Source organism: Mycobacterium deserti (assembly GCF_025345615.1).
GTDB classification, from domain to species: domain Bacteria; phylum Actinomycetota; class Actinomycetes; order Mycobacteriales; family Mycobacteriaceae; genus Mycobacterium; species Mycobacterium deserti.
Genome location: NZ_JAODWD010000004.1, coordinates 249,957 through 271,433, shown reverse-complemented (window position 1 = coordinate 271,433; position 21,477 = coordinate 249,957). Strand labels below are relative to the sequence as shown.

Genomic DNA, 21,477 nt, shown 5'->3' with positions numbered 1-21,477 from the left:
AACGCAGTCATCGTGGTCTAGGGGGAATCGGCATGAAGTATTCGATGTACATCGGGCGGGTCGGGGCTTTGGCCGTCGCTCTGGGAATCGGGGCCGCGGTCGCGTCCGGTCCGGGTATCGCATTAGCCGATGACACCGAGTCGAACGGCTCGCCCGCAGGCGCCGAAGCGCCGTCGAGTCCACCCGCTGACCAGCCAGAAAACGCCGCCGAGGGATCCGGCGGCGGGACCGACAACGAAAACAAGGTGACCGACCCGCCCGACATGCAAGTCTCCGGCTCAACGGTGGACACCGGGACGCACGACGACGACACCGTCGTCATCGACGAAGCGGACGCCGGCGGCGACGTCGACGAGGAAACCGAAGACGGGATCGACGAATCCGAGGGCACCGACGTCACCGACGGTCTGGTCGACGGGGACGGAAACGCGACCGATAAGAGCGGCCTGGGCGGGGCTCAAGGCGACGGGTCTGTTGGCGCACCTGCGCCGCCGTCGAACACTGCGAACATTCAGCCACCGGTCATGTCGAACGCCGCGAACACGGGCAATGTTGCGGGTGCGCAGCGGTTGGCCGGCGGGGGAGCCGACGACAACTCCGCTGACATCCCATCGTTCAGCACCACCGCACTCGCCGATCCAACCGTCGAGACCGAGACATTCAGCGTGCATGCGCTCACCCAAGCCGCACCGGCACCTCAGAACCCGATCAGTGCTTTGTTCACGCTGCCCCTTCGCATCGTGAGCGATGTGCTGACATCGATCGCCGGCGGGCCGAACATGCCTCCGGGCGAAAACCCGTTGTTTCTCGGGCTGTTAGCTTTTGTGCGTAGGCAATTCGCGCCCTTCGAGCGCACCTTCTCGAACCAAGCGCCGATCATCACCGGTGCGCTGGTTGACGAGAACGACGACGGCTCGTTCACCGTCACGGTGCGACCTTCCGACGCGAGCGATCCGGACGGCGATGCTCTGACGTTCAGCGCCGGCGACGGAGCCGAGGGCACCGTCGAGAAGACGGGCGCGAACACGTTCAAGTACACGCCGGGTGAGGACTTCGACGGCGATGACGCGTTCACGCTGACCGCCAGCGACCCCGGTGGGCTGTTCGGGTACAACCGTAAGTCCGCAACGGTGACGATCGACATCGTCGCCCCCGACGACGGCGACCCGACGCAGCCGGAAAACCCGCAGCCGCCGGTCCAGAACGAGGACGGCACCGCCGAGGCGGAGTTGCAGTTCGACCCGGACAAGGTGACCAACGTGACCGTTGCGCCGGGCTTCGAACCGAAGTACTGGACGTACCAGGAGACCTACAACGCGGAGACGGGCGAATACGAGGTCGTCCTCACGCCCACGCAGGCGGGCATGCTTCGAGCCTCTCTCGGACTCGACACCACCGACTCGTTGGGTCTCGCGGTCACCACCACCGAGACGCAGACGATTCAGACGTTCGCGCTGCGGTCCGCATCGTTCGCGGCGGCGGCTGAAGAGCCGGATTACACGATCAACCTGCCGGACGTACCCGCCGGCCACTTCGAAGTCCGCGATCCCGTCTTCACCAGTCCTGACGATGCGGCTCCCGAGAAGTCCTATCCGGCCGGCGTCGTGGTCACCGATCGGTACGCCTATGCCCTGAGCTCGCATCTGCTCGCCGGAGGTACCCCCACGCTGTCCGTGATCGGAGCGGATCCGGATAAGGCGGATTACCTGCAGGTGATCGACGAGATTCCGATCGGCGGCACCGCGATGTTGCTCACCCAGTCGGGCGATCGCCTCTACATCGCGTCTGGCAATTCGCTGCAGGTGATCGACATCGACGGCACGGACCCGATCGATGAAGCCGACGACAACGCGCTTCTAGCCCCGATCGATTTTGGCCAACCCGGAGCAGCTGTTCCGATCGCCAGTCCTGACGGCAAGACGCTTTACGTGATCAACCAGCAGGCGCGGAAAATCTTCGTTGTCGACACCGACCCGGCGAACATCACCACTTACCACACGGTCATCGATGAGATCGCCGTGGCTGACAGTCCGACTGTCGTCGACAACGGCGACGGGACGAGAACGGTCAGTGCCCAGTTCCCTCTCAGCGCCGCGTTCAACGCCGACGGGACGCGGATGTACTTGGTTCGTAATGGCCAGGCGTACACGCAGAACACCACGACCTTCGCGATCTCCGATTTCAGATACTCCGGCGAGATCGTCACGATCGATACGACGACCAATGAAGTGGTCGGCACCCCGCTTCCGCTCGACGGCGATTACGGCTACTTCGCGTCGAGCGACGGGAAGTACCTCTACGTTCCGGCGCTGACGATGAACGGCTTCGACCCGACACAGGACACCGATATCTCGCAGGTCACCGGTTCGGTCAACGTGGTCGACGTGCAGGACCCCGACAACCCCGTCATCGTCGCCAATCTGCCGACCGGAAACCTGCCGGTGAACGTCGCATTCAGCCCTGATAAGAGCCTCGCCTACGTCGTGGACGCCGGCACGGGCACCATCTGGGTGATCGACACCGTCAACCAGGAAGTGCTCGATATCGACCCCAATACGGTAGAAGTCGATGGCCTCGTCTTCGACACCGAGCCGTCCGCGACGCTGGGGCAGGTCTTCAACGTGATCGCGGCCAGCCCGAACGGCAGTCGACTGTTCGTCACCAACTTCAGCAAGGGGACGGTCGTCCCGCTCGAGTTCGTGCTCGACGACGTGGTGTAGCGCTAACCCCATCGACTGATGACGTCGCCCACCGGCTGATTGCTGGCCAGGGCGGCGATCATCAGCACTCGGGCTTGGCTCGCGCGCAGATTCGGCACCATCACCGCCCCTGCCTTCACCATGTCGTCGCCCGGCCCGTACTCGGCGACGACAGGTCCGTTCGGTACCCGGGTGGAGATGGCGAAAGCCACGCCCGCAGGCGCATGCCGACGCACTGCGTCTACGACGCCCTCGCCGGCATTGCCACTTCCCAACGCCTCCAACACGATTCCGCGGGCGCCCGCGGCCACCGCCGCGTCGATGGGCCCCGGCCCGTCGCCGGGATAGGCCGCGACGATGTCGACGCGCGGTGCGCCGGCCGCCGACACGTCGGCCACGAACGGCCGCCGCGCCGGCTGGAGGAATGTGAACGCGTCGCCGCTGACCGTGCCGATCGGCGCTGTGCCGCCGAAGGGCGAGAGCCCGGCGGTGTCCAACTTCCGGGTTCCCAGGGCCTGAAAGACCTTGCCGTCGAACGCGATCAACACCCCTTGATCACGCGCCGCCGGGTTGGCGGCGACCGTCAGGGCGTCGCGCAGGTTCTTCGGTCCGTCCGCGTCAGGGGCGTCGGAACTGCGCTGCGCTCCGGTCAACACGATCGGTGGGCCGCCTTGATAGGTGACGTCGAGCCACATCGCGGTGTCTTCCATCGTGTCGGTGCCGTGGGTGATCACGACGCCGTTGGCGCCGTTGGCCACCGCATTCTTGGCCGCCGCACCTATGGCGTCCCAGTCCGCCGGCGTCAGCTGCGAACTGTCCTTTTTCATCAGGTCCACGACCTCGACGTCGAGGCCCGCCGCGAGTTCGGTGCCGCCCACTGTCGGACGTCGGACGCCGCTGGGGTCGGTGCTAGTCGAGATCGTTCCCCCGGTGGTGATCACGACGAGGCGAGCCGCCTGCGCGGTGGCGGGCGAGACAGAGGGTCCGAACGTTGCCGCGGTGACCGCAATCACCGCGGCAGCGACGAGGATTGGATTGCGCATCGCTGCGCTATCGCCGGAAGCGGCTGAGCAGTCCGCCCCGCCGGACGGGCTGGCCGGTCGCATAACCGTCGCCGGTCGCATAACCGCCGGGCGCCGCGGTGCCTGTGACCCCGCCGGGTGCGACCCGGCCTGCCCGTGGGCGGCGCCTGGAGTCGATAGACCACGCGCCCGCGCCCAGCGCGGCCAGGAGCAGGAAGGCGAAGCAATACATGATCGCGGCCTCTCCGCCGTTACCGCCCATGCCCGCGTCATAGGGCCAGAAGCTGGACGACGGCCCCTCCAGCGGTGGCCAGTGCATCCAGAAGTAGGCGACAGCCATGTGGCCAGCGGCAATGAATGCCGCGATGCGGGTGAACAGCCCGACGGTGATCAGTAGGCCGGTGACCAGTTCGATCAGTCCGGCCCACCAGGCCGGCCAGGTGCCGACCGGAATCGATTCTCCGAGCGGCCAGCCGAACAGTTTCATCGATCCGTGCAGGGTGAACAGCAGACCGAAGATGATCCGGAAGATGCTCAGCGCGGGGGAGGAGTAGCGGGCGAAGCGGGCGTCCAGAGTGGTCGTCATGGGCTGACCTTACGACGAACGGCAACGCGGGGCAGAGGAAAACCCCTGCCCCGCGTCGTGCGTTTTGCGCTTACACGTCGAAGTAGAGCGCGACCTCGTACGGATGGGGACGGATCTGCACGGGCAGAATCTCGTTCTCCCGCTTGTAGGAGATCCAGGTCTCGATCAGGTCCTCGGTGAAAACGCCACCCTCGGTGAGGTATTCGTGATCCTCCTCGAGCCGGTCGATGACCGCCGAGAGTGAGGTCGGCGCTTGCGGGATGCTGGCGGCTTCGTCCGGGGGCAACTCGTAGAGGTCCTTGTCGACCGGCGCCTGCGGCTCGATCTTGCGCTTGATGCCGTCGAGGCCGGCCATCATCATCGCCGAGAACGCGAGGTACGGGTTGCCCGAGCTGTCCGGGCACCGGAACTCGAGGCGCTTGGCCTTCGGGTTGTTGCCGGTGATCGGGATGCGCACGCACGCCGACCGGTTGCGCTGGCTGTACACCAGGTTGATCGGTGCCTCGTAGCCCGGAACCAGGCGCTTGTAGGAGTTCACCGTCGGGTTGGTGAACGCCAGCAGCGACGGCGCGTGGTGCAGGATGCCGCCGATGTAGTGGCGCGCGGTGTCCGACAGGCCTGCGTAGCCAGACTCGTCGTGGAACAGCGGAGCGCCTTCCTTCCACAGCGACTGGTGGCAGTGCATGCCTGAGCCGTTGTCGCCGAACAGCGGCTTGGGCATGAACGTGACCGTTTTGCCGGCCTGCCACGCGGTGTTCTTGATGATGTACTTGAACAGCAGCAAGTCGTCGGCGGCATGCAACAGCGTGTTGAACTTGTAGTTGATCTCGGCCTGGCCGGCGGTGCCCACCTCGTGGTGGCCGCGCTCGAGTACGAACCCGGCGTTGATCAGGTTGGAGCACATCTGATCGCGCAGGTCGACGTAGTGGTCGTACGGCGCGACGGGGAAGTAGCCGCCCTTCGGACGGACCTTGTAACCGCGGTTGGGGCTGCCGTCGGCCTCGACCGGCTCACCGGAGTTCCACCAACCGGAGATGGAGTCCACCTCGTAGAAGGTCCCGTTCATCTTCGAGTCGAACGCGACCGAGTCGAAGATGTAGAACTCGGCCTCGGCGCCGAAGAATGCCGTGTCGGCGATGCCGGTGGAGGCGAGGTAGTTCTCCGCCTTGCGGGCCACGTTGCGCGGGTCGCGCGAGTACGCCTCACGGGTGAAGGGATCGTGCACGAAGAAGTTGAGGTTCAGCGTCTTCGCCGCGCGGAACGGGTCGATCTGCGCCGTCTCGGGGTCGGGGAGCAGCATCATGTCCGACTCGTGAATGGACTGGAAGCCGCGCACCGACGAACCGTCGAACGCCAAACCGTCCTCGAACACGCTTTCGTCGAATGCCGACGCAGGGATCGAGAAGTGCTGGACGACGCCGGGCAGATCGCAGAACCGGACGTCGACGTAAGCGACATCCTCGTCCTTGATCAACTTCATGATGTCGTCGGCGGTCTTTTCTGCCACTGAAGATTCTCCTTAGATCTGGTAACCCGCGCGTTGACGCTATGGACACGATGTTGCACGGTGGTCAACCGCATGTTGCGCCGAAGTTACGCAATACCGGTGTCGGCGGCGGCCGGTGGACCCGGTCGCGTCCCGCATATCCTGACAGTATGGCCCGCACATTGGGGTCCTGGATGTCGGGGTCCGATCCGGACAGCGGCGTTGGACCCAACGATTACCCTGGCCAGCGTCTTGGTTTGCCCGAATCCGGCCCCGGCTCCATCGCCCGGTTCGGCAGACGAATCGCTGCGCTGCTGATCGACTGGTTCATCGCCTACGGCCTCGTCGGGCTCGCGGTCGGCGTCGGTCTGGTCAGTCGGCAGGACTTCCTCTACACCCAGTTCGGGTCGACGTCGATCGCGCTGGTGTGGGTGCTGCTCGGCGTCATCTCGGTCCGAATGTTCGGATTCACCCCAGGCCAACTGGCCCTCGGGCTACGGGTGGCATCGATCGACAACCGGATGCATGTCGGTATCGGCCGCGCGACGGTTCGCGGGCTGCTGGTGTTCCTGGTCATTCCGGCGCTGTTCACCGACAGCGACTTCCGTGGCTATCAGGACCGCTTCACCAACACCGCCGTCGTCCGCCGCTGACACCCCCGCACAGTAACTCGCCGAACGTTCCGTACCACTCGAATCTTCGGCGATTTCTCGAGTGGTAAGGAACGTTCGCGCCCAGAGGGGGCGACTCAGCGGCGGCGGACGGTGCGCTGCACGCCGCGCATCTTGGCCTGCGCCGGCAGCGGGCCCTTGGGCATCGCCGCCGGCCCGACCTTGGTGCCGAGTGCGGCCAGCCGCGACTCCAGCGAGTCCATCTGCTTGACGGTGATGTTGGAGGGCAGCTTGGTGAGATGGCGTTCCAGCTTGGCCAGCGGCACCTCGCCCTCGCCGTTGCCGATCACGATGTCGTAGATCGGAGTGTCACCGATCAGCCGCGCGGTGCGCTTCTTCTCCTGCGCAAGCAGCGGCTTCACCCGGTTGGGTGAGCCTTCGCCGACGAAGATGACGCCGGGACGGCCGATCACGCGGTGCACCGCGTCGAAGTGTCCGGTGGCCGCGACACCCGGGGTCACACGCCACTTGCCGCGCAGATTCTCCAGCGCCCACGCCGCCGCGCCGGTCTGTCCCTCGGCCTTGCGATACACCGACTTCTGCGCCCGGCGGCCGAAGATGATGAACGCCACCAGAGCCCCGAGCACGATGCCGAGCGGAATCATGAGATAGGTCGTCAACCCGCCGGCGAAGATTCCGAGTGCGACCGACGCGCCGACGATCAGCACGAACGCGCCGATCATGTACGGCAGCAGGCGTTTATCCTCTTTGCGCTGGAGCTGGAACGCTTGCCACAGCTGGCCGCGACGTTGTTTCGAGGCTGCCTTGCGGGCCGCCTTCGCCTCGGCCTTGGCGGCCTTGACGGCCTCAGGTTTGCGGGTCTTCGCCATTGGATCAGGATACGGAGTCGGATGTCGCCGCCGCGGCGGCTCCCGCAGGTCGCGAACGGGCGGCCTCGGCATACAGCCTGCCCGCCCGGTACGACGAACGCACCAGCGGTCCGGCCAGTACTCCGGCGAAGCCGACCTCCTGAGCGAACTTCTCGTGCTCGACGAACTCCTCCGGTCGCACCCAGCGCTCCACGGGGTGATGACGCACGGACGGTCGCAGGTACTGCGTGATGGTGACGATGTCGCAGCCCGCGTCGTGCAGATCGACCAGCGCCGTGCGGACCTCCTCAACTGTCTCGCCCATGCCCAGGATCAGATTCGACTTGGTGACCAGACCGAACGCCCGAGCCGCGGTCAGCACCTCGAGGCTGCGCTCATAGCGAAATGCCGGCCGGATCCGCTTGAAGATCCGGGGTACCGTTTCGACGTTGTGCGCCAACACTTCCGGGCGTGACTCGAAGACCTGCCGCAGAAGTGCCGGGTCGCCGTTGAAATCGGGAATCAGCAATTCCACGCCGGTGTTCGGGTTGAGCTCCTTGATGGCGCGCACCGTCTCGGCGTACAGCCACGCGCCGCCGTCGGGCAGATCGTCGCGGGCAACGCCGGTCACAGTCGAGTAGCGCAGTCCCATCGCCTGCACGCTCTCGGCTACGCGGCGCGGCTCGTCGCGGTCGAGTTCGGTGGGTTTGCCCGTATCGATCTGGCAGAAGTCGCAGCGGCGGGTGCATTGCTCACCGCCGATCAGGAAGGTGGCCTCGCGGTCCTCCCAGCATTCGAAGATGTTGGGGCAGCCGGCCTCCTCGCACACGGTGTGCAGGCCTTCGCGCCGGACCAGAGCCTTGAGCTCCTTGTACTCCGGACCCATCTTTGCCCTGGTCTTGATCCACGGCGGCTTGCGCTCGATCGGAGTCTCGGCATTGCGCACCTCGAGACGCAGCAGCTTTCGCCCTTCGGGAGTCACGCTCACTGCGTCAACGCTACTCTCAGCCGCCCGTCGAGCGCGGCAGCCACGGCCTCGGCCACCGGCCCGAGCACGTCCTCGACGCCGACGCGACGCCCCAGTTCGGCCGTCAATGACGTGACGCCCGCGTCGGTGATGCCGCACGGCACGATCGAGGAGAACGCCGCCAGGTCGCAGTCGCAGTTGAGTGCGAAGCCGTGCAGCGTCGTCGCCCGGGACACCCGGATACCGATGGCGGCAATCTTTCGCGCCGGGCGCGCGGCGTCCGGGGGCACCCAGACCCCGGAGCGGCCGTCGACCCGGCCCGTCTCGAGGCCAAAGTCCGCGCACACCCTGATCAGTGATTCCTCAAGGCGCCGAACAAAATTCACGACGTCGAGCGGTTCAGCCAGTCCGATGATCGGATAGCCGACCAGTTGGCCCGGGCCGTGCCAGGTGATCTTGCCGCCGCGGTCGGTGTCCACGACCGGGGTGCCGTCTGCGGGCCGTTCCTCGGACAGGGTGCGCCTGCCCGCGGTGTAGACCGACGGGTGCTCCAACAGCAGGAGCGTGTCGGACCCCCCTGCCACTCGGGCGTCGGCGAGTTCGCGCTGCAGCTGCCACGCCTGCTCGTAGTCGACCGTGCCCATCCGCCGGATGTCGATCGGTGCCGTCGACGCTCGAATAGACGGTGCTACCACGGTTTTCAGGCTACTCTCACGTGCCGTTAGGCGCCGTGGCGAAGCGTAGCGCCTCACCGATGGTGTTGTGGTGGAACTCGAAGCCAGCGCGCTCGAGCGCGGCCGGGATCGCCCGCTGACCGCCGAGCAGACCCTCGTCGGCGAACTCGCCGAGCGCCGCGCGCAACGCGAATCCGGGGACCATCAGCGGTGTCGGCCGGTTCACCGCGCGACCGAACGCCGTGGTGAACTCCGCGTTGGTGACGGGCGCGGGTCCGGTCAGATTCACCGGACCGGACAGCTCGTCGGACGAGATCGCGAAGAGCAAGGCGCGAACTTCGTCCTCCAGGCTGATCCACGGCATGTACTGGCGGCCGTCGCCGAGGCGGGCGCCGAGGCCGAAGGAGAACAGCGGCTTGAGCCGGCCGAGCACTCCGCCGGACGGCGCCAGCACCAGGCCGGAGCGCACCAAGGCCACGCGCGCACCGTCCTGTTCGGCGGGCGCCGTCGCCGCCTCCCAGTCCTGGCACAGCTGCGCGAGGAAGCCCTCGCCGGGTGGGGCGGTCTCGTCGACCGTGCGGCCGTTGGTGTCCCCGTAGAACCCGACCGCGCTGGCGTTGATCAGGACCGGCACTCCGGCCTCGGCGACCGCGGTGGACAGCACCTCGGTCGGCCCGATGCGGCTGTCGCGCAGGCTCTGCTTGAACGCCCCCGACCAGCGCTTCTGCCCGACGTTGACGCCGCACATGTTCACCACCGCGTCGACCCCGGCCAGCGTGCCCGGGTCGAAGTCGCCGGTGTCGGGGTTCCAGAAGATCTCTTCTGAGTTCGACGGCGCCCGGCGCACGATGCGCAGCACCCGGTGGTCGGTGGCGCGCAGCGCATACACCAGCGCCGTGCCGATCAGCCCCGAGGAGCCCGCTATGGCGATGACGGCATTGGACACGCTGGTTTTTCAGCCCCTCTACAGCCCTAGGTCGGCCTCGAACGCGCCGTCTTCGAGGCGGCGTTTGACGGTCGTGAGGAAGCGTCCGGCATCGGCGCCGTCGATGAGCCGGTGATCGTAGGTCAGCGGCAGGTAGGACACCGAGCGCACGCCGATCGACTCGTTGCCGACCTCGTCGACGATGACCCGCGGCCGCTTGACGATCGCCCCGGTGCCCAGCATCGCCGCCTGCGGCGGCACCAGGATCGGGGTGTCGAACAACGCGCCCTGGCTGCCGATGTTGGTGATCGTGAACGTCCCGCCCGACAACTCGTCGGGTTTGAGGTCGCCGGAGCGCGCCCGCGCGGCGATGTCGGCGATCGCCCGGGCCAGCCCGGCCAGCGACAGGTCGCCGGCGTTCTTGATCACCGGCGACAGGAGTCCCTGCTCGGTGTCGACCGCGAAGCCGAGGTGCTCGGCGTCGTAGTAGGTGATCTCCTTGGTGTCCTCGTTGTAGCTGGCGTTGACGTTGGGATGGGCCTTCAACGCGTCGATCACCGCGCGTGCGATGAACGGCAGGTACGTCAGGTTGACGCCCTCGCGCTCGGCGAACTCCTTCTTCGCGCGTGCCCGCAGCGCCACGATCTTGGTCATGTCGACCTCGTGGGTCTGCGTCAATTGCGCTGTCGCCTGCAGGGATTCGCGTGTCTTCTTCGCGGTCAGCTGCCGGATGCGGGTGGCCTTCTGCGTGGTGCCGCGCAGGTGAGCCAGCGGGGACGACGACGCGTTGGCGTCCGCGGACGCCATGGCCGCCGCCGGTGCCTTGCCCGGTGCTTCTGCGGCCTGCTCGTCCGACTTCGGCGCCTTGTCCGCTTCGGCCGCCGCCAGTACGTCCTGCTTGCGGATCCGGCCGCCGACACCGGTGCCCTTCACCGAAGCGAGGTCGACATTGTTCTCGGCGGCCAGCTTTCGCACCAGCGGCGTGACGTAGGGGCCCGCCTCGGCTGACGTCGGCGACGTCTCGGGCTGCGGCGTAGGCGTCGGCTCGGACTTGGGAGCCTCCTTTTTCGGAGCTTCCTCTTTCGGGGCGTCCTCCTTGGGAGCGTCCTCCTTGGGAGCGTCCTCCTTGGGTTCGGGCTCCGGCTCTTCCTTCTTTTCCTTCGGTTCCTCTTCCTCTTCCTTCGGTTCCTCTTCCGGCTCTTCTTCCCCGGAATCCTGCTCGGATTCGGGTTCCGAGTCGGGCTCGTCCGACGGCGCCGCGTCGGAATCGCCGATCTTGGCCAGCTCGCCGCCCACCTCGACGGTGTCGTCCTCCTCTGCGGAGATCTCCAGCAGCGTCCCCGCGACCGGCGACGGGATCTCGGTGTCCACCTTGTCCGTCGACACCTCGACCAACGGCTCGTCGACCTCCACCGAGTCGCCGACCTTCTTCAGCCAGCGCGTGATGGTGCCTTCGGTCACCGATTCGCCGAGTTCGGGCATCTTCACCGACGTCGACTCGCCACCACCGGACGCGGCAGGCTTGGACTTCTTCGGCTCCGGCTCGTCGTCCTGGTCCTCGGACTCTTCGGCGTCGGAGTCCTCGGCGTCTGACTTCTCCTCTTCGGCCGGTTCTTCGTCGGCCGGTTCTTCGTCGGCCGGTTCTTCGTCGGCCGAATCTTCGTCGGACGCGGACTCGTCCTGGTCTTCGGTTTCCTGCGCATCGTCGTCGCCGTCGCCGTCGCCGTCGTCGCCGTCGCTGTCGCTGTCGCTGTCGCTGTCCTCGTCGGCGTCGCCGATCACGGCCAGCTCACCGCCCACCTCGACGGTGTCGTCTTCCTGCGCGACGATCTTCTTCAGCACACCCGCGGCGGGCGAGGGGATTTCGGTGTCGACCTTGTCGGTGCTGACCTCGAGTAGCGGTTCATCCTGTTCGACCGTGTCACCCTCTTGTTTGAGCCACCGGGTGACTGTTCCCTCGGTGACGCTCTCACCGAGTGCCGGCATCTGAACGGATGTGGCCATGGGTGTCGACTCCCTCGCTCTCGTGAACGGTCAGTCAGCAGTACCTTCAACGGTCGGCTGTGCCCATCCTGTCATGTCCGCGCGCACAGTTCGCCGCAGACCGTCCGACCCGCTCCTCTGGCACTATCGAAGGAGTCAGTGCCCACGTGAGCGGGCAGGAGTGGAGCGTTTCAGTGGGATTGTTCGACAGGCTTCGGCGTGGAGGACGCCGCGGGGGCACCGGAGGCAGTGATCCTGCCGCCGATCTGAAGTATCTGCGCCAATGGGTCGCCGAGCACCACGGTGTCGAGGCCTTCGTCGAACCCAAGACCACCGTCACCGACGTCACCGTCGTGCTGGTCGCCGCCGACGGCGAGTGGACCAGGCGGCGCGCCGGGGGAGACGCCGGCGCGCGTCGGCTCTCCGACCGGCTCAACATTCCCGTGTACGACGTGCAGAAGGTCGGCTACCCCCAGCGCATGCGTGACTACGACGAACGCAGACGCATCGAACGTCGCCGCGCCGCCCGACAGGAGCTCGAGGAACGTTGATCGGCACCGGCCCGACGAGGCAACAGCCCCGATACGGTACCGGTGGTCCTACTAACTCTCGGGAGGTGTGATGCGGGTGATCACCGAGCGCTACGTCGATAGCGGCGAGGACGTGCGCATCGCGGTCTACGAGCAGGGCAACCCCGACGGCCCCACGCTGGTGTTGGTGCACGGCTGGCCTGACTCGCACGTGCTGTGGGACAGCGTGGTGCCGTTGCTTGCGGACCGCTTCCGGATCGTGCGCTACGACAATCGGGGGGTCGGCAATTCCTCTGTGCCGAAACGTGTTTCGGCTTACACGATGGCACGCTATGCTGACGATTTCGCTGCGGTGATCGCCGAGATCAGCCCGGGTGGGCCCGTCCACGTGCTGGCCCACGACTGGGGTTCGACGGCGATATGGGAGTACCTCGCCCGGCCGAACGCCGGTGAGTCCGTTGCGTCGTTCACCTCCGTTTCAGGGCCCAGCGCCGACCATCTCAACCGATACGTGACCGGCAACCTGATGCGCCCATATCAACCGCGACGGTTCGCGCGGGCGCTCGCCCAGCTGCTGCGCCTCACATACGTGGGACTGTTATCCATCCCGGTGCTGCCTGCGGTGCTCGCCCGCTGGGCTTTCCGTGCGGGCGCTATGGAGCGCGTACTGACTCACAGTGACGGAGTTCCCGCCGACCGCGTCAACCTCTCACCCGATCTGCCCGTCGACGCGGCGAACGGGATCAAGGTGTACGCCGCGAACTACCTGCGGTCGATGACCAGGGCCCGCGACGACCACTACGTCGACGTGCCCGTCCAGCTCATCGTCAACCTCAAAGACCGGTTCGTGCGCCCCTATGTCTACGAGGACACCAAGAACTGGGTGGGGCGGCTGTGGCGCCGCGACATCGTGTCCGGTCACTGGTCTCCGATGTCGCATCCCCACGTGCTCGCGCAATCCGTACGCGAACTCGTCGACCACCTCGACGGCCAGCCGCCTGCGCGCGAACTGCTGCGCGCCCAGGTCGGTCGCCCCCGCGAATACTTCGGCGACACAATGGTTTCGGTGACCGGCGCCGGTAGCGGCATCGGGCGTGAGACGGCGCTCGCCTTCGCCCGTGAAGGCGCCGAGATCGTCGTCAGCGACATCGACGAAGCCACCGCCAAGGAGACCGCGGCGCAGATCGTCGCCCGCGGAGGTGTCGCGCACGCCTACACCGTCGACGTCTCCGACCCCGACGCCGTCGAGTCCTTCGCCGAGCAGGTGTGCGCCGAGCACGGGGTGCCCGACATCGTGGTCAACAACGCCGGCGTCGGTCAGGCCGGACTGTTCCTCGACACGCCGCGCGAAGAGTACGACCGGGTGCTGGCCATCAACTTCGGTGGAGTGGTCAACTGCTGCAGGTCTTTTGGTCGCAGGCTCGTCGACCGCGGCCTCGGCGGGCACATCGTCAACATCTCCTCGATGGCCGCCTACTCGCCCCAGCAATCCATGAACGCCTATGCCACCAGCAAGGCGGCGGTCTTCATGTTCGGCGACTGTCTGCGGGCCGAACTGGACCGGGCAGGCGTCGGGCTGACCACGGTGTGCCCCGGCGTGATCAACACCAACATCGTGCACACCACCCGTTTCGACGTGCCCATCGAGAAGGCCGGTCGCGTCGATGCGCGCCGTAAGCAGATCGAGAAGGGTTTCGCGGCGCGCCGGTACGGTCCGGAGAAGGTCGCCAAGGCCATCGTCTCGGCAGTCAAGAAAAACAAGCCGATCCGGCCCGTCGCGCCCGAGGCCTACCTGGTGTACGGCGTCGCCCACCTGCTGCCACCGGTGATGCGCAGCACCGCGCGTGCCAACGTCGTATAGCCGCGCCGTCCGGGCCGGCGATCAGCCGTGCGCGGCGATGTCCTCCAGTACCGCGAACATCGTGCGGGTCGGCACGCCCGTTCCGCCCTTGCCGGTGTAGCCCCACGGGCCGCCGGTGTTGTAGGCGGGCCCGGCGATGTCGATGTGCGCCCACGCCACCCCTTCGGCGACGAATTCGCGCAGGTACGTGCCCGCCACCAGCATGCCCGCGTACCGCGAACCGCTGACGTTGGCCAGGTCGGCCACCGTCGATTTGAGATCGTCCTTGAGTTCCTCCGGCAGCGGCATCGGCCAGGCGTTCTCGCCGACTTCCTGCGACAGCGCAGCCACCCGGTCTCGGAACTCGTCGCTACCCATGACGCCGGGTGTGCGGGCACCGAGTGCGACGGTCTGAGCACCGGTGAGGGTCGAGGTTTCGATCAGGTAGTCGGGCTTGTCCTCGCAGGCCCGCACGATCGCGTCGGCCAGGATGAGCCTGCCCTCGGCGTCGGTGTTGAGTACCTCGACCGTGATGCCGCCGTACTGCGTGAGCACGTCGCCGGGCCGCTGCGCGGTCGACGACGGCATGTTCTCAGCCATCGGCACCGTGGCGATCACGTCGAGCGGCAGCTTCTGCTTGGCCGCCACGACCACGGTCGCGATCACCGCGGCGGCGCCCCCCATATCGGAGGTCATGTGGTGCATGTTCGCCGCGGGCTTGATGGAGATGCCGCCGGTGTCGAACGTGATGCCCTTGCCGACGAGTGCGACCTTCTTGCCCTTACGCTTGGCGCCCCGGTGCGCCAGCCGCACCAGCCGGGGCGGGCGCGACGAACCCTTGCCGACTCCGATGATGCCGCCGTAGCCGTTCTTGGCCAGCGCCTTGTCGTCGAGTACCTCGACGTCGAGTCCGAAGGCCTTACCCAAAGCCTCTGCACGCTTTGCGAATTCGTCGGGGAAAAGGTGACTGGGCGGGGTGTTGACGAAGTCACGGGCGGTGGCCACCGCGGTCGCGATGTCGGCCGCGCGCGACGCTGCGTCCTTTGTCTTCGGCTTCGTGTCCGCCGTCAACGCGGTGATCGCCCGCAAGCCGGCGTCCTTCGGCGCGGTCTTGTCACTACGGAAGTCGGTGAACCGGTACGAGCCGAGAATCAAGCCCTCGACTGCGGCTTCCAGGTCGAGGCCCGAGAGGGTGGTGACAACCGCCTCGGTGCCGTTGAGCGACCGGGCCGCGACACCCGCGGCGCGCCTGATCACCTCGGGCGTCCACGTTTCGCGGTCCTTGCCGAGGCCTACTGCGAGCACGCTGCCGACCGGCAACAACGGTGCGACGACGCGAGTGACCTGCTCGGTGCCGCCCTTGGCGCCCAGCGCCTTCAACGCGCCTTCGATCTCTGTGACAGCCTTCGCGTCGAGGAACGAGCTCGCGACGACGGCCGCGGTCGCGTCGTCGTCGGTGCCGTTGACGATGGGCACGATGAGAACCGTCGCGTCGTCTGCGCGTTTGGGCAGCGATGCGGCGACGGAGACGCTGGGGGCCTGGTAACCGGCAGATGCATGGCTCACGGGGTTTCACCCTAGCTTCAGCCGCCGACATGCAGGTCGTAGGCCGTCACGGGGCCGTCGAAGCCTTTGAGCGTCAACGGGTCCAGTCGGGTCGCAGGCCAGTCGGGCAATTCCTCGCGTACACCGGCCGCGGCGAGGATCTGGCCTGGCGCCGCGGCGCCGACCAGCCTGGCGGCCAGGTTGACCGGAGTGCCGAAGTAGTCGCCGCCGATCGCCAGCACCGAACCAAAGCCCAGACCGGCACGGACGTGCAGGCCCGTCTCTCGAGCGCGTGGATGCTCGACGAGGTCGACGGCCACCTTCATCAGAAGCTCAGGCGTCGAGGTCACCCACATCACCTCGTCGCCGATGAACTTGACCACCCGGCCGCCGTCAGCGTGCACCACGTCGCTGACCGCTCCGCTGAACTCGACGAGCAGCTCCGAGAGTTCGGTCGGGGTGAGCCGCTGCGTCAGCGCGGTGAAACCGGACAGATCCGCGAAGCCGACCCCGCACATCACACTCTCCGAAGTATCCCGGATCACGCCTTCGAAATGCGTTCTCGCGCCGACCAAGTGGTGGCGCAGGAGCGTGTCGATCATCGCCCCGGTGCGGGGAATGAACTCCGCGATGGCGCGATACGCCTTGGCGGTGGCCAGCTCGTCGTGGGTGTGTTCGAGCTGTATCTCCGGCCAGCCGGCGCGGACGACGGCGGACTGCGCCTCGGCGAGCCTGCCCAGGGTGGCGCCGATGACCCTGAGCAACCCGAGCGCGCGCTCGTCGCCGATGAACTTCTTCAGATCGACCCAGGTGGCAAGCGCATCGATGTCGGCCTGGCTGAGGGCGAGCTCGTCCGGCTTGGCGGCGGTAAGGCCCAGCGCCGCCCACGCGCGTTCGACGTCGGCCAGGGCCACGCCGAGATGTTCGGCGGCAGCCCGTGGCGTGTAGGTCTGGCGTCCCGACCACTGCAGCGCGTCGCCGGCGAGCCCGAAAAGGCGGCCGTGACGTTCGGCCTCGACCATCTCCTCGGCGGTGAACCCGAGCGAGTCCAGGTATTCGATCAGCCCGGCGCGACCGCGCGCGTCGGCGATTCCGGCCGCAGCCAGCGCATCGAAATCGACCACGACCCGAGTCTGCCAGCGAGAACACCGCGGTTAGGGTGGTTTCCCGTGAGCGACGTGTTGCACGGCCCCCTCGAGGAACGTCACCGCCAACTGGGCGCGAGCTTCGCGGAGTTCGGCGGCTGGCTCATGCCGGTTTCGTACGCGGGGACGGTCAGCGAGCATACGGCGACCCGCACAGCCGTCGGTCTTTTCGACGTAAGCCACCTCGGCAAGGCGCTCATTCGCGGTCCGGGCGCCGCCGAGTACGTCAACTCCGCGCTGACCAACGACTTGGGCCGCATCGGGCCCGGCAAAGCGCAATACACATTGTGCTGCACTGATTCCGGTGGTGTGATCGACGATCTCATCGCCTATTACGTGTCCGACGAGGAGATTTTTCTCGTGCCCAACGCCGCCAACACCGCTGCGGTCGTCGCGGCGCTGGCCGAGCGCGCGCCTGACGGCTTGACCGTCACCGACGAGCACCGCTCCTTCGCGGTGCTCGCGGTGCAGGGACCCAGATCCGCCGACGTCGTCGGCGGGCTCGGGCTGCCGACCGACATGGACTACATGGGCTACGCCGATGCCGAGTTCCGCGGCGTGCCTGTGCGGGTATGCCGCACCGGTTACACGGGTGAGCACGGTTACGAGTTGTTGCCGCAGTGGGATCGCGCCGACGTGGTGTTCGACGCGCTCGTCGACGCGGTCGGCGCCGCGGGGGGTGAGCCGGCCGGGTTGGGGGCGCGCGACACGCTGCGCACCGAGATGGGCTACCCGCTGCATGGTCATGAACTGTCGGAGGACCTCTCTCCGCTGCAGGCCCGCAGCGGTTGGGCCATCGGTTGGAAGAAGCCCGCGTTCTGGGGGCGCGAGGCGTTGCTGGCCGAAAAGGAGGCAGGCCCGCGCCGCTTGCTGCGCGGGCTCAAGGCCGTCGGGCGCGGGGTGCTGCGGGGCGACCTCACGGTCTCCGACGGCGACCGGCCGGTCGGAGTGACCACCTCGGGAACCTTTTCTCCCACATTGAAAGTCGGCATCGCACTCGCGCTGATCGATACCGACGCCGATGTCGCCGACGGCCAGCGTGTCTCGGTCGACGTCCGCGGCCGCGCGCTCGAATGCGAAGTGGTCAGGCCACCGTTCGTGGAAGCGAAAACTCGCTAGTCAGCGGATATACAATCGCTGCATGACTGACGGCCCCCTCGAGTTCACGGTTGAGCGCAACGCGAATCCGGCGACCGACGAGGTACGGGCCTCAATTCTGGCCAATCCCGGCTTCGGCCGGTTCCACACCGACCACATGGTGTCGATCGACTATGTCGACGGTGACGGCTGGCACAACGCGCGGGTCATTCCGTACGGCCCCATCGAACTGGACCCGTCGGCGGTTGTCCTGCATTACGCGCAGGAGATCTTCGAGGGTTTGAAGGCTTACCGCTGGGCCGACGGCTCGGTGGTGTCGTTTCGCCCGGAGGCCAACGCCCGACGGCTGCGGACGTCTGCGAAGCGGTTGGCGATTCCTGAGCTGCCCGAAGAAGTCTTCATCGAGTCGCTCCGGCACCTGATCGCCGCCGACCAGCAGTGGGTGCCGCGCGCGGGCGGTGAGGAATCGCTGTACTTGCGGCCATTCGTGTTCGCCACCGAGCCGGGACTGGGGGTGCGGCCCGCGACCGAGTACCGGTACATGGTGATCGCCTCGCCGGCGGGTGCCTACTTCAAGGGCGGCATCAAGCCGGTCAGCGTGTGGTTGTCGACGGAGTACGTGCGCGCCTGTTCCGGCGGCACCGGCGCGGCCAAGTTCGGCGGCAACTACGCCGCGTCACTGCTGGCCCAGGCCCAGGCCGCCGAGAACGACTGCGACCAGGTGGTGTGGCTGGACGCCGCCGAACGCCGCTACGTCGAGGAGATGGGCGGCATGAACCTGTTCTTCGTTTTCGGCAGCGGCGGGTCGGCCCGGCTCGTCACGCCGGAGTTGTCCGGGTCGATCCTGCCAGGTGTGACGCGAGATTCGTTGCTGCAGTTGGCAACCGACGCAGGTTTTGCCGTCGAGGAGCGCAAGATCGACGTCGACGAGTGGCAGAAGAAGGCAGCCGCGGGCGAAATCACCGAGGTGTTCGCGTGCGGGACCGCCGCGGTCATCACACCGGTCGCGCGGGTCAAGCACGCCGAGGGCGAGTTCACCATCGCCGACGGCGGGCCGGGCGAGATCACGATGGCGCTGCGCGACACGCTGACCGGAATCCAGCGTGGCACGTTCGCCGACACTCACGGCTGGATGGCCCGGCTCAGCTGACGCTGCTGAGCCGATGGTCAGGGGTGGCCGACGGCGAGGCCGACGGCGGTCACCGTCGTCGTGACCTCGATCGCGGCACCGAGCACGTCGCCGGTGACGCCGCCGAACCGGCGTACGCAGTGCGCCACCAGGACCGCGCTGCCCACGATGGCGACGACGATGGCCAGCGGGCCCTGCCACGGTCGGGCTCCGGCGAAGACCGCCAGCGTCGCGACCGCCGCGATCCACGCCGCCACGACGATGGCCGGTTGCGTACCCGCGACGCGCACGCCCAGCGAACTTCCGGTCGCGGCGGGCACATTTCTGCGGCACGCCATGACGGCCGCGACCCGGCCCGCGGTCACCGCGGTGATCGCCCCGAGAGCGTCGAGCTCGGCAAATGCCAACGCCTGCACCAGGATCGCCACGACCAGAGCGGCTACGCCGAACGGGCCCGCGGAGCCGTCGCGCATCACCTCCAGCGCGCGCTGCGGCGGCCCGTAGCAGCCTAGACCGTCGGCGGTGTCGGCCAACCCGTCGGCGTGCAGGCCTCGCGTGGCGAGCAGCAGCACAGCCACAGCCAGCGCGCCGCCCAATGGGTGACCGGGCCCGAACGCCTCCGCCGCCACCCACAGCGTGGCTCCTGCGAGCGCGCCCAGCGCCACACCGACGAGCGGAAGCGCCGTCAGTGCGCCGCGGCCGACGGCGGCCTGGGTGCGCACCGGCAGAACGGTGCCGAACGCGAACGCCCCAGCGACCGAGGCGATCATGTCGAGATGCCGGCCTCGTCGAACGTCGCCATCGAGGCAAGTGCGGCCACCGCGGCGCGCACGACCGGCAGCGCCACCGCAGCGCCGGTGCCTTCGCCGAGGCGCATCCGCATGTCGACGATCGGTTCGAGTTCCAGCCGCCGCAGTACCACCGCGTGGGCGGGTTCGGTGGAGCGATGACCCGCCTGCCACCAGTGCCGCGCGCCCGGCGCGAGCTTCTCGGCGACCAGTGCTGCTGCGGTGACCACCATGCCGTCGAGCAGTAACGGCGTTTTGCGCACGGCGGCCTGTGCGCAGAAACCGGCCATCGCGGCCAGATCGGCGCCACCGCAGATCCGCAGCAGGGCAACGGGATCGGCGGTCGATCGACGGGACCGGTACAGAGCGTCGCGCACCGCCGCGGTCTTGCGCGCCCAGCCGGCGTCGTCGACGCCCGTACCCCTGCCGACGACCGCCACCGGCTCGGAGTCCGTTAGTGCAGCGACGAGAGTGGTTGCCGCCGTGGTGTTTCCGATGCCCATGTCGCCTGCGATCAGCAGGTCGGCGCCGGAGTCGACCTCCTCGTCGGCGGTCCGCCGTCCCGCGTCGATCGCGGCCAGCGTCTCATGCTCGGTCATCGCGTCTTCGACGGCGATGTTTCCGCTGCCGCGGCGCACCTTGTGCGCGCCGATCGACGCGGACAGCGGCTCTGTGGAATCGACGGCGATGTCGAGTACGCGGACGGTGGCGCCCGCCGCTTCGGCCAGCACGTTGATCGCCGCGCCCCCGGCGGCGAAGTTGGCGACCATCTGCGCGGTGACCTCGGCCGGGTACGCCGACACACCATCCGCTGTGACGCCGTGGTCGCCGGCGAACACCAGCACGCGCGGCCGCTGGAACTGACGGGGCGGGCATGCGCCCTGGCAGGAGGCCACCCAGACGGCGAGGTCCTCGAGGCGGCCCAACGAGCCGGGCGGCTTGGTCAATCGGTCATGACGGGCGCGTGCCGCGGTCGCAACCTCGGGGTCTGGCGGGACGATGGCGGGGAATCCGGCGGCGGCGTCGAGCTCGTCGTCGCTCACCGCACAGGCTCTTTCACGGTGACCGGTTGGCCTGCGACCACCAGCACCACCCGGTCGCACAGCTCGGCCAACCGTTGGTTCAGGCTGCCCAACTCGTCGGCGAAACGTCGTCCGGCCGCCGTGGCGGGCACCACGGTCAGGCCGACCTCGGGGCTGACCAGGACGAGGGGAGCGACGAAGTTGCGCACCGCGTCGAGCAGGTCATCAGTGGCGGCCGACACCGAGCCGCCGTCCCACGCACCTGCCCGGTCCATGGCCGAAGTCAGCCACATTCCCATGTCGTCGACCAGGGTCGCCGTGCTCTCGGATCGCAATATCGTTGCGGCGTCGGCGCTTTCGACCGTCGACCAGATGGACGGCCTGCGGCGGCGATGTACCTGCACCCGCGCCGACCATTCGGCGTCGTCGGCAGGTGCCGGACCCGTGGCCAGGTAGCGCACGGGCGACCTGTCGCCGGTGCACCCGGTGATGGCGGTTTCGGCCCAGCGGGACTTGCCCGATCTGATTCCGCCGAGCACGAGGATGCGCACCGTAGGC

The 21,477-nt window shown here is 67.6% G+C and carries 19 protein-coding genes; 6 read left to right on the top strand and 13 right to left on the bottom strand.

What is annotated here, in order from left to right; genetic code table 11:
- Positions 1–32 precede the first annotated feature (32 nt).
- Positions 33–2,720, top strand: a complete 2,688-nt coding sequence (locus tag N4S67_RS17625; RefSeq protein ID WP_260994297.1) for an Ig-like domain-containing protein — start codon at positions 33–35, stop codon at positions 2,718–2,720.
- A gap of 2 nt (positions 2,721–2,722) precedes the next feature.
- On the opposite strand, the gene N4S67_RS17620 is transcribed toward N4S67_RS17625, so the two are convergent.
- The 3 genes from N4S67_RS17620 to glnA all read right to left on the bottom strand — a co-directional run bounded on the left by N4S67_RS17620 (position 2,723) and on the right by glnA (position 5,814).
- Positions 2,723–3,742: an asparaginase gene (locus N4S67_RS17620; protein ID WP_260994296.1), complete on the bottom strand. Its 1,020-nt coding sequence runs from the start codon at positions 3,740–3,742 to the stop codon at positions 2,723–2,725.
- Positions 3,743–3,749: 7 nt separating this feature from the next.
- A complete protein-coding gene (locus N4S67_RS17615; protein ID WP_260994295.1) occupies positions 3,750–4,307 on the bottom strand; it encodes a DoxX family protein in 558 nt (185 codons plus the stop codon).
- A gap of 70 nt (positions 4,308–4,377) precedes the next feature.
- Positions 4,378–5,814 (bottom strand): type I glutamate--ammonia ligase, encoded by a 1,437-nt coding sequence (glnA, locus tag N4S67_RS17610; protein WP_260994294.1) that lies wholly within the window; start codon positions 5,812–5,814, stop codon positions 4,378–4,380.
- Positions 5,815–5,963: 149 nt separating this feature from the next.
- Between glnA and N4S67_RS17605 the strand changes: the two genes are divergently transcribed.
- On the top strand, positions 5,964–6,446 hold the full coding sequence (locus N4S67_RS17605) for an RDD family protein (RefSeq protein ID WP_260994293.1): 483 nt from the start codon (positions 5,964–5,966) through the stop codon (positions 6,444–6,446).
- A gap of 95 nt (positions 6,447–6,541) precedes the next feature.
- Here the strand turns inward: N4S67_RS17605 and N4S67_RS17600 are convergent, their stop codons facing one another.
- The 5 genes from N4S67_RS17600 to sucB form a co-directional block, all read right to left on the bottom strand.
- Positions 6,542–7,294, bottom strand: a complete 753-nt coding sequence (locus N4S67_RS17600; RefSeq protein WP_260994292.1) for a DUF4191 domain-containing protein — start codon at positions 7,292–7,294, stop codon at positions 6,542–6,544.
- A 4-nt stretch (positions 7,295–7,298) separates the two neighbouring features.
- Positions 7,299–8,261, bottom strand: a complete 963-nt coding sequence (gene lipA / locus N4S67_RS17595) for a lipoyl synthase (protein ID WP_260994291.1) — start codon at positions 8,259–8,261, stop codon at positions 7,299–7,301.
- Complete coding sequence (gene lipB / locus N4S67_RS17590) at positions 8,258–8,884, bottom strand: lipoyl(octanoyl) transferase LipB (RefSeq protein ID WP_390893444.1); 627 nt, start codon at positions 8,882–8,884, stop codon at positions 8,258–8,260. Before lipB ends, lipA begins: the two co-directional genes overlap by 4 nt.
- Positions 8,885–8,951: 67 nt before the next feature.
- On the bottom strand, positions 8,952–9,860 hold the full coding sequence (locus tag N4S67_RS17585; RefSeq protein WP_260994289.1) for a TIGR01777 family oxidoreductase: 909 nt from the start codon (positions 9,858–9,860) through the stop codon (positions 8,952–8,954).
- 18 nt (positions 9,861–9,878) lie between these two features.
- Positions 9,879–11,843, bottom strand: a complete 1,965-nt coding sequence (sucB, locus tag N4S67_RS17580) for a 2-oxoglutarate dehydrogenase, E2 component, dihydrolipoamide succinyltransferase (RefSeq protein ID WP_260994288.1) — start codon at positions 11,841–11,843, stop codon at positions 9,879–9,881.
- A 173-nt stretch (positions 11,844–12,016) separates the two neighbouring features.
- On the opposite strand from sucB, the gene N4S67_RS17575 reads away from it, so the two are divergent.
- Complete coding sequence (locus tag N4S67_RS17575; RefSeq protein ID WP_260994710.1) at positions 12,017–12,373, top strand: oxidoreductase; 357 nt, start codon at positions 12,017–12,019, stop codon at positions 12,371–12,373.
- A gap of 70 nt (positions 12,374–12,443) precedes the next feature.
- Positions 12,444–14,213: an SDR family oxidoreductase gene (locus tag N4S67_RS17570; protein WP_260994287.1), complete on the top strand. Its 1,770-nt coding sequence runs from the start codon at positions 12,444–12,446 to the stop codon at positions 14,211–14,213.
- A gap of 21 nt (positions 14,214–14,234) precedes the next feature.
- Here the strand turns inward: N4S67_RS17570 and N4S67_RS17565 are convergent, their stop codons facing one another.
- Positions 14,235–15,758 carry a leucyl aminopeptidase gene (locus tag N4S67_RS17565; protein WP_260994286.1) on the bottom strand — a complete coding sequence of 508 codons (1,524 nt, stop codon included), beginning with the start codon at positions 15,756–15,758 and terminating at the stop codon, positions 14,235–14,237.
- Between the two features lie 17 nt (positions 15,759–15,775).
- Positions 15,776–16,861 (bottom strand): adenylate/guanylate cyclase domain-containing protein, encoded by a 1,086-nt coding sequence (locus N4S67_RS17560; protein ID WP_260994285.1) that lies wholly within the window; start codon positions 16,859–16,861, stop codon positions 15,776–15,778.
- A 45-nt stretch (positions 16,862–16,906) separates the two neighbouring features.
- Between N4S67_RS17560 and gcvT the strand changes: the two genes are divergently transcribed.
- Both gcvT and N4S67_RS17550 read left to right on the top strand, forming a co-directional pair.
- Positions 16,907–18,001, top strand: a complete 1,095-nt coding sequence (gcvT, locus tag N4S67_RS17555; protein ID WP_260994284.1) for a glycine cleavage system aminomethyltransferase GcvT — start codon at positions 16,907–16,909, stop codon at positions 17,999–18,001.
- 22 nt (positions 18,002–18,023) lie between these two features.
- Positions 18,024–19,130, top strand: a complete 1,107-nt coding sequence (locus N4S67_RS17550) for a branched-chain amino acid aminotransferase (RefSeq protein WP_260994283.1) — start codon at positions 18,024–18,026, stop codon at positions 19,128–19,130.
- 17 nt (positions 19,131–19,147) lie between these two features.
- Here the strand turns inward: N4S67_RS17550 and N4S67_RS17545 are convergent, their stop codons facing one another.
- The 3 genes from N4S67_RS17545 to N4S67_RS17535 are packed head-to-tail and all read right to left on the bottom strand — an operon-like array spanning position 19,148 to position 21,470.
- Positions 19,148–19,879, bottom strand: coding sequence for an adenosylcobinamide-GDP ribazoletransferase (locus N4S67_RS17545; protein ID WP_260994282.1), 732 nt, complete (start codon positions 19,877–19,879; stop codon positions 19,148–19,150).
- Positions 19,876–20,940, bottom strand: coding sequence for a nicotinate-nucleotide--dimethylbenzimidazole phosphoribosyltransferase (cobT, locus tag N4S67_RS17540; protein ID WP_260994281.1), 1,065 nt, complete (start codon positions 20,938–20,940; stop codon positions 19,876–19,878). The genes N4S67_RS17545 and cobT overlap by 4 nt, the downstream gene beginning before the upstream one ends.
- Positions 20,937–21,470, bottom strand: coding sequence for a bifunctional adenosylcobinamide kinase/adenosylcobinamide-phosphate guanylyltransferase (locus N4S67_RS17535; protein WP_260994280.1), 534 nt, complete (start codon positions 21,468–21,470; stop codon positions 20,937–20,939). Before N4S67_RS17535 ends, cobT begins: the two co-directional genes overlap by 4 nt.
- Between the last annotated feature and the right edge of the window lie 7 nt (positions 21,471–21,477).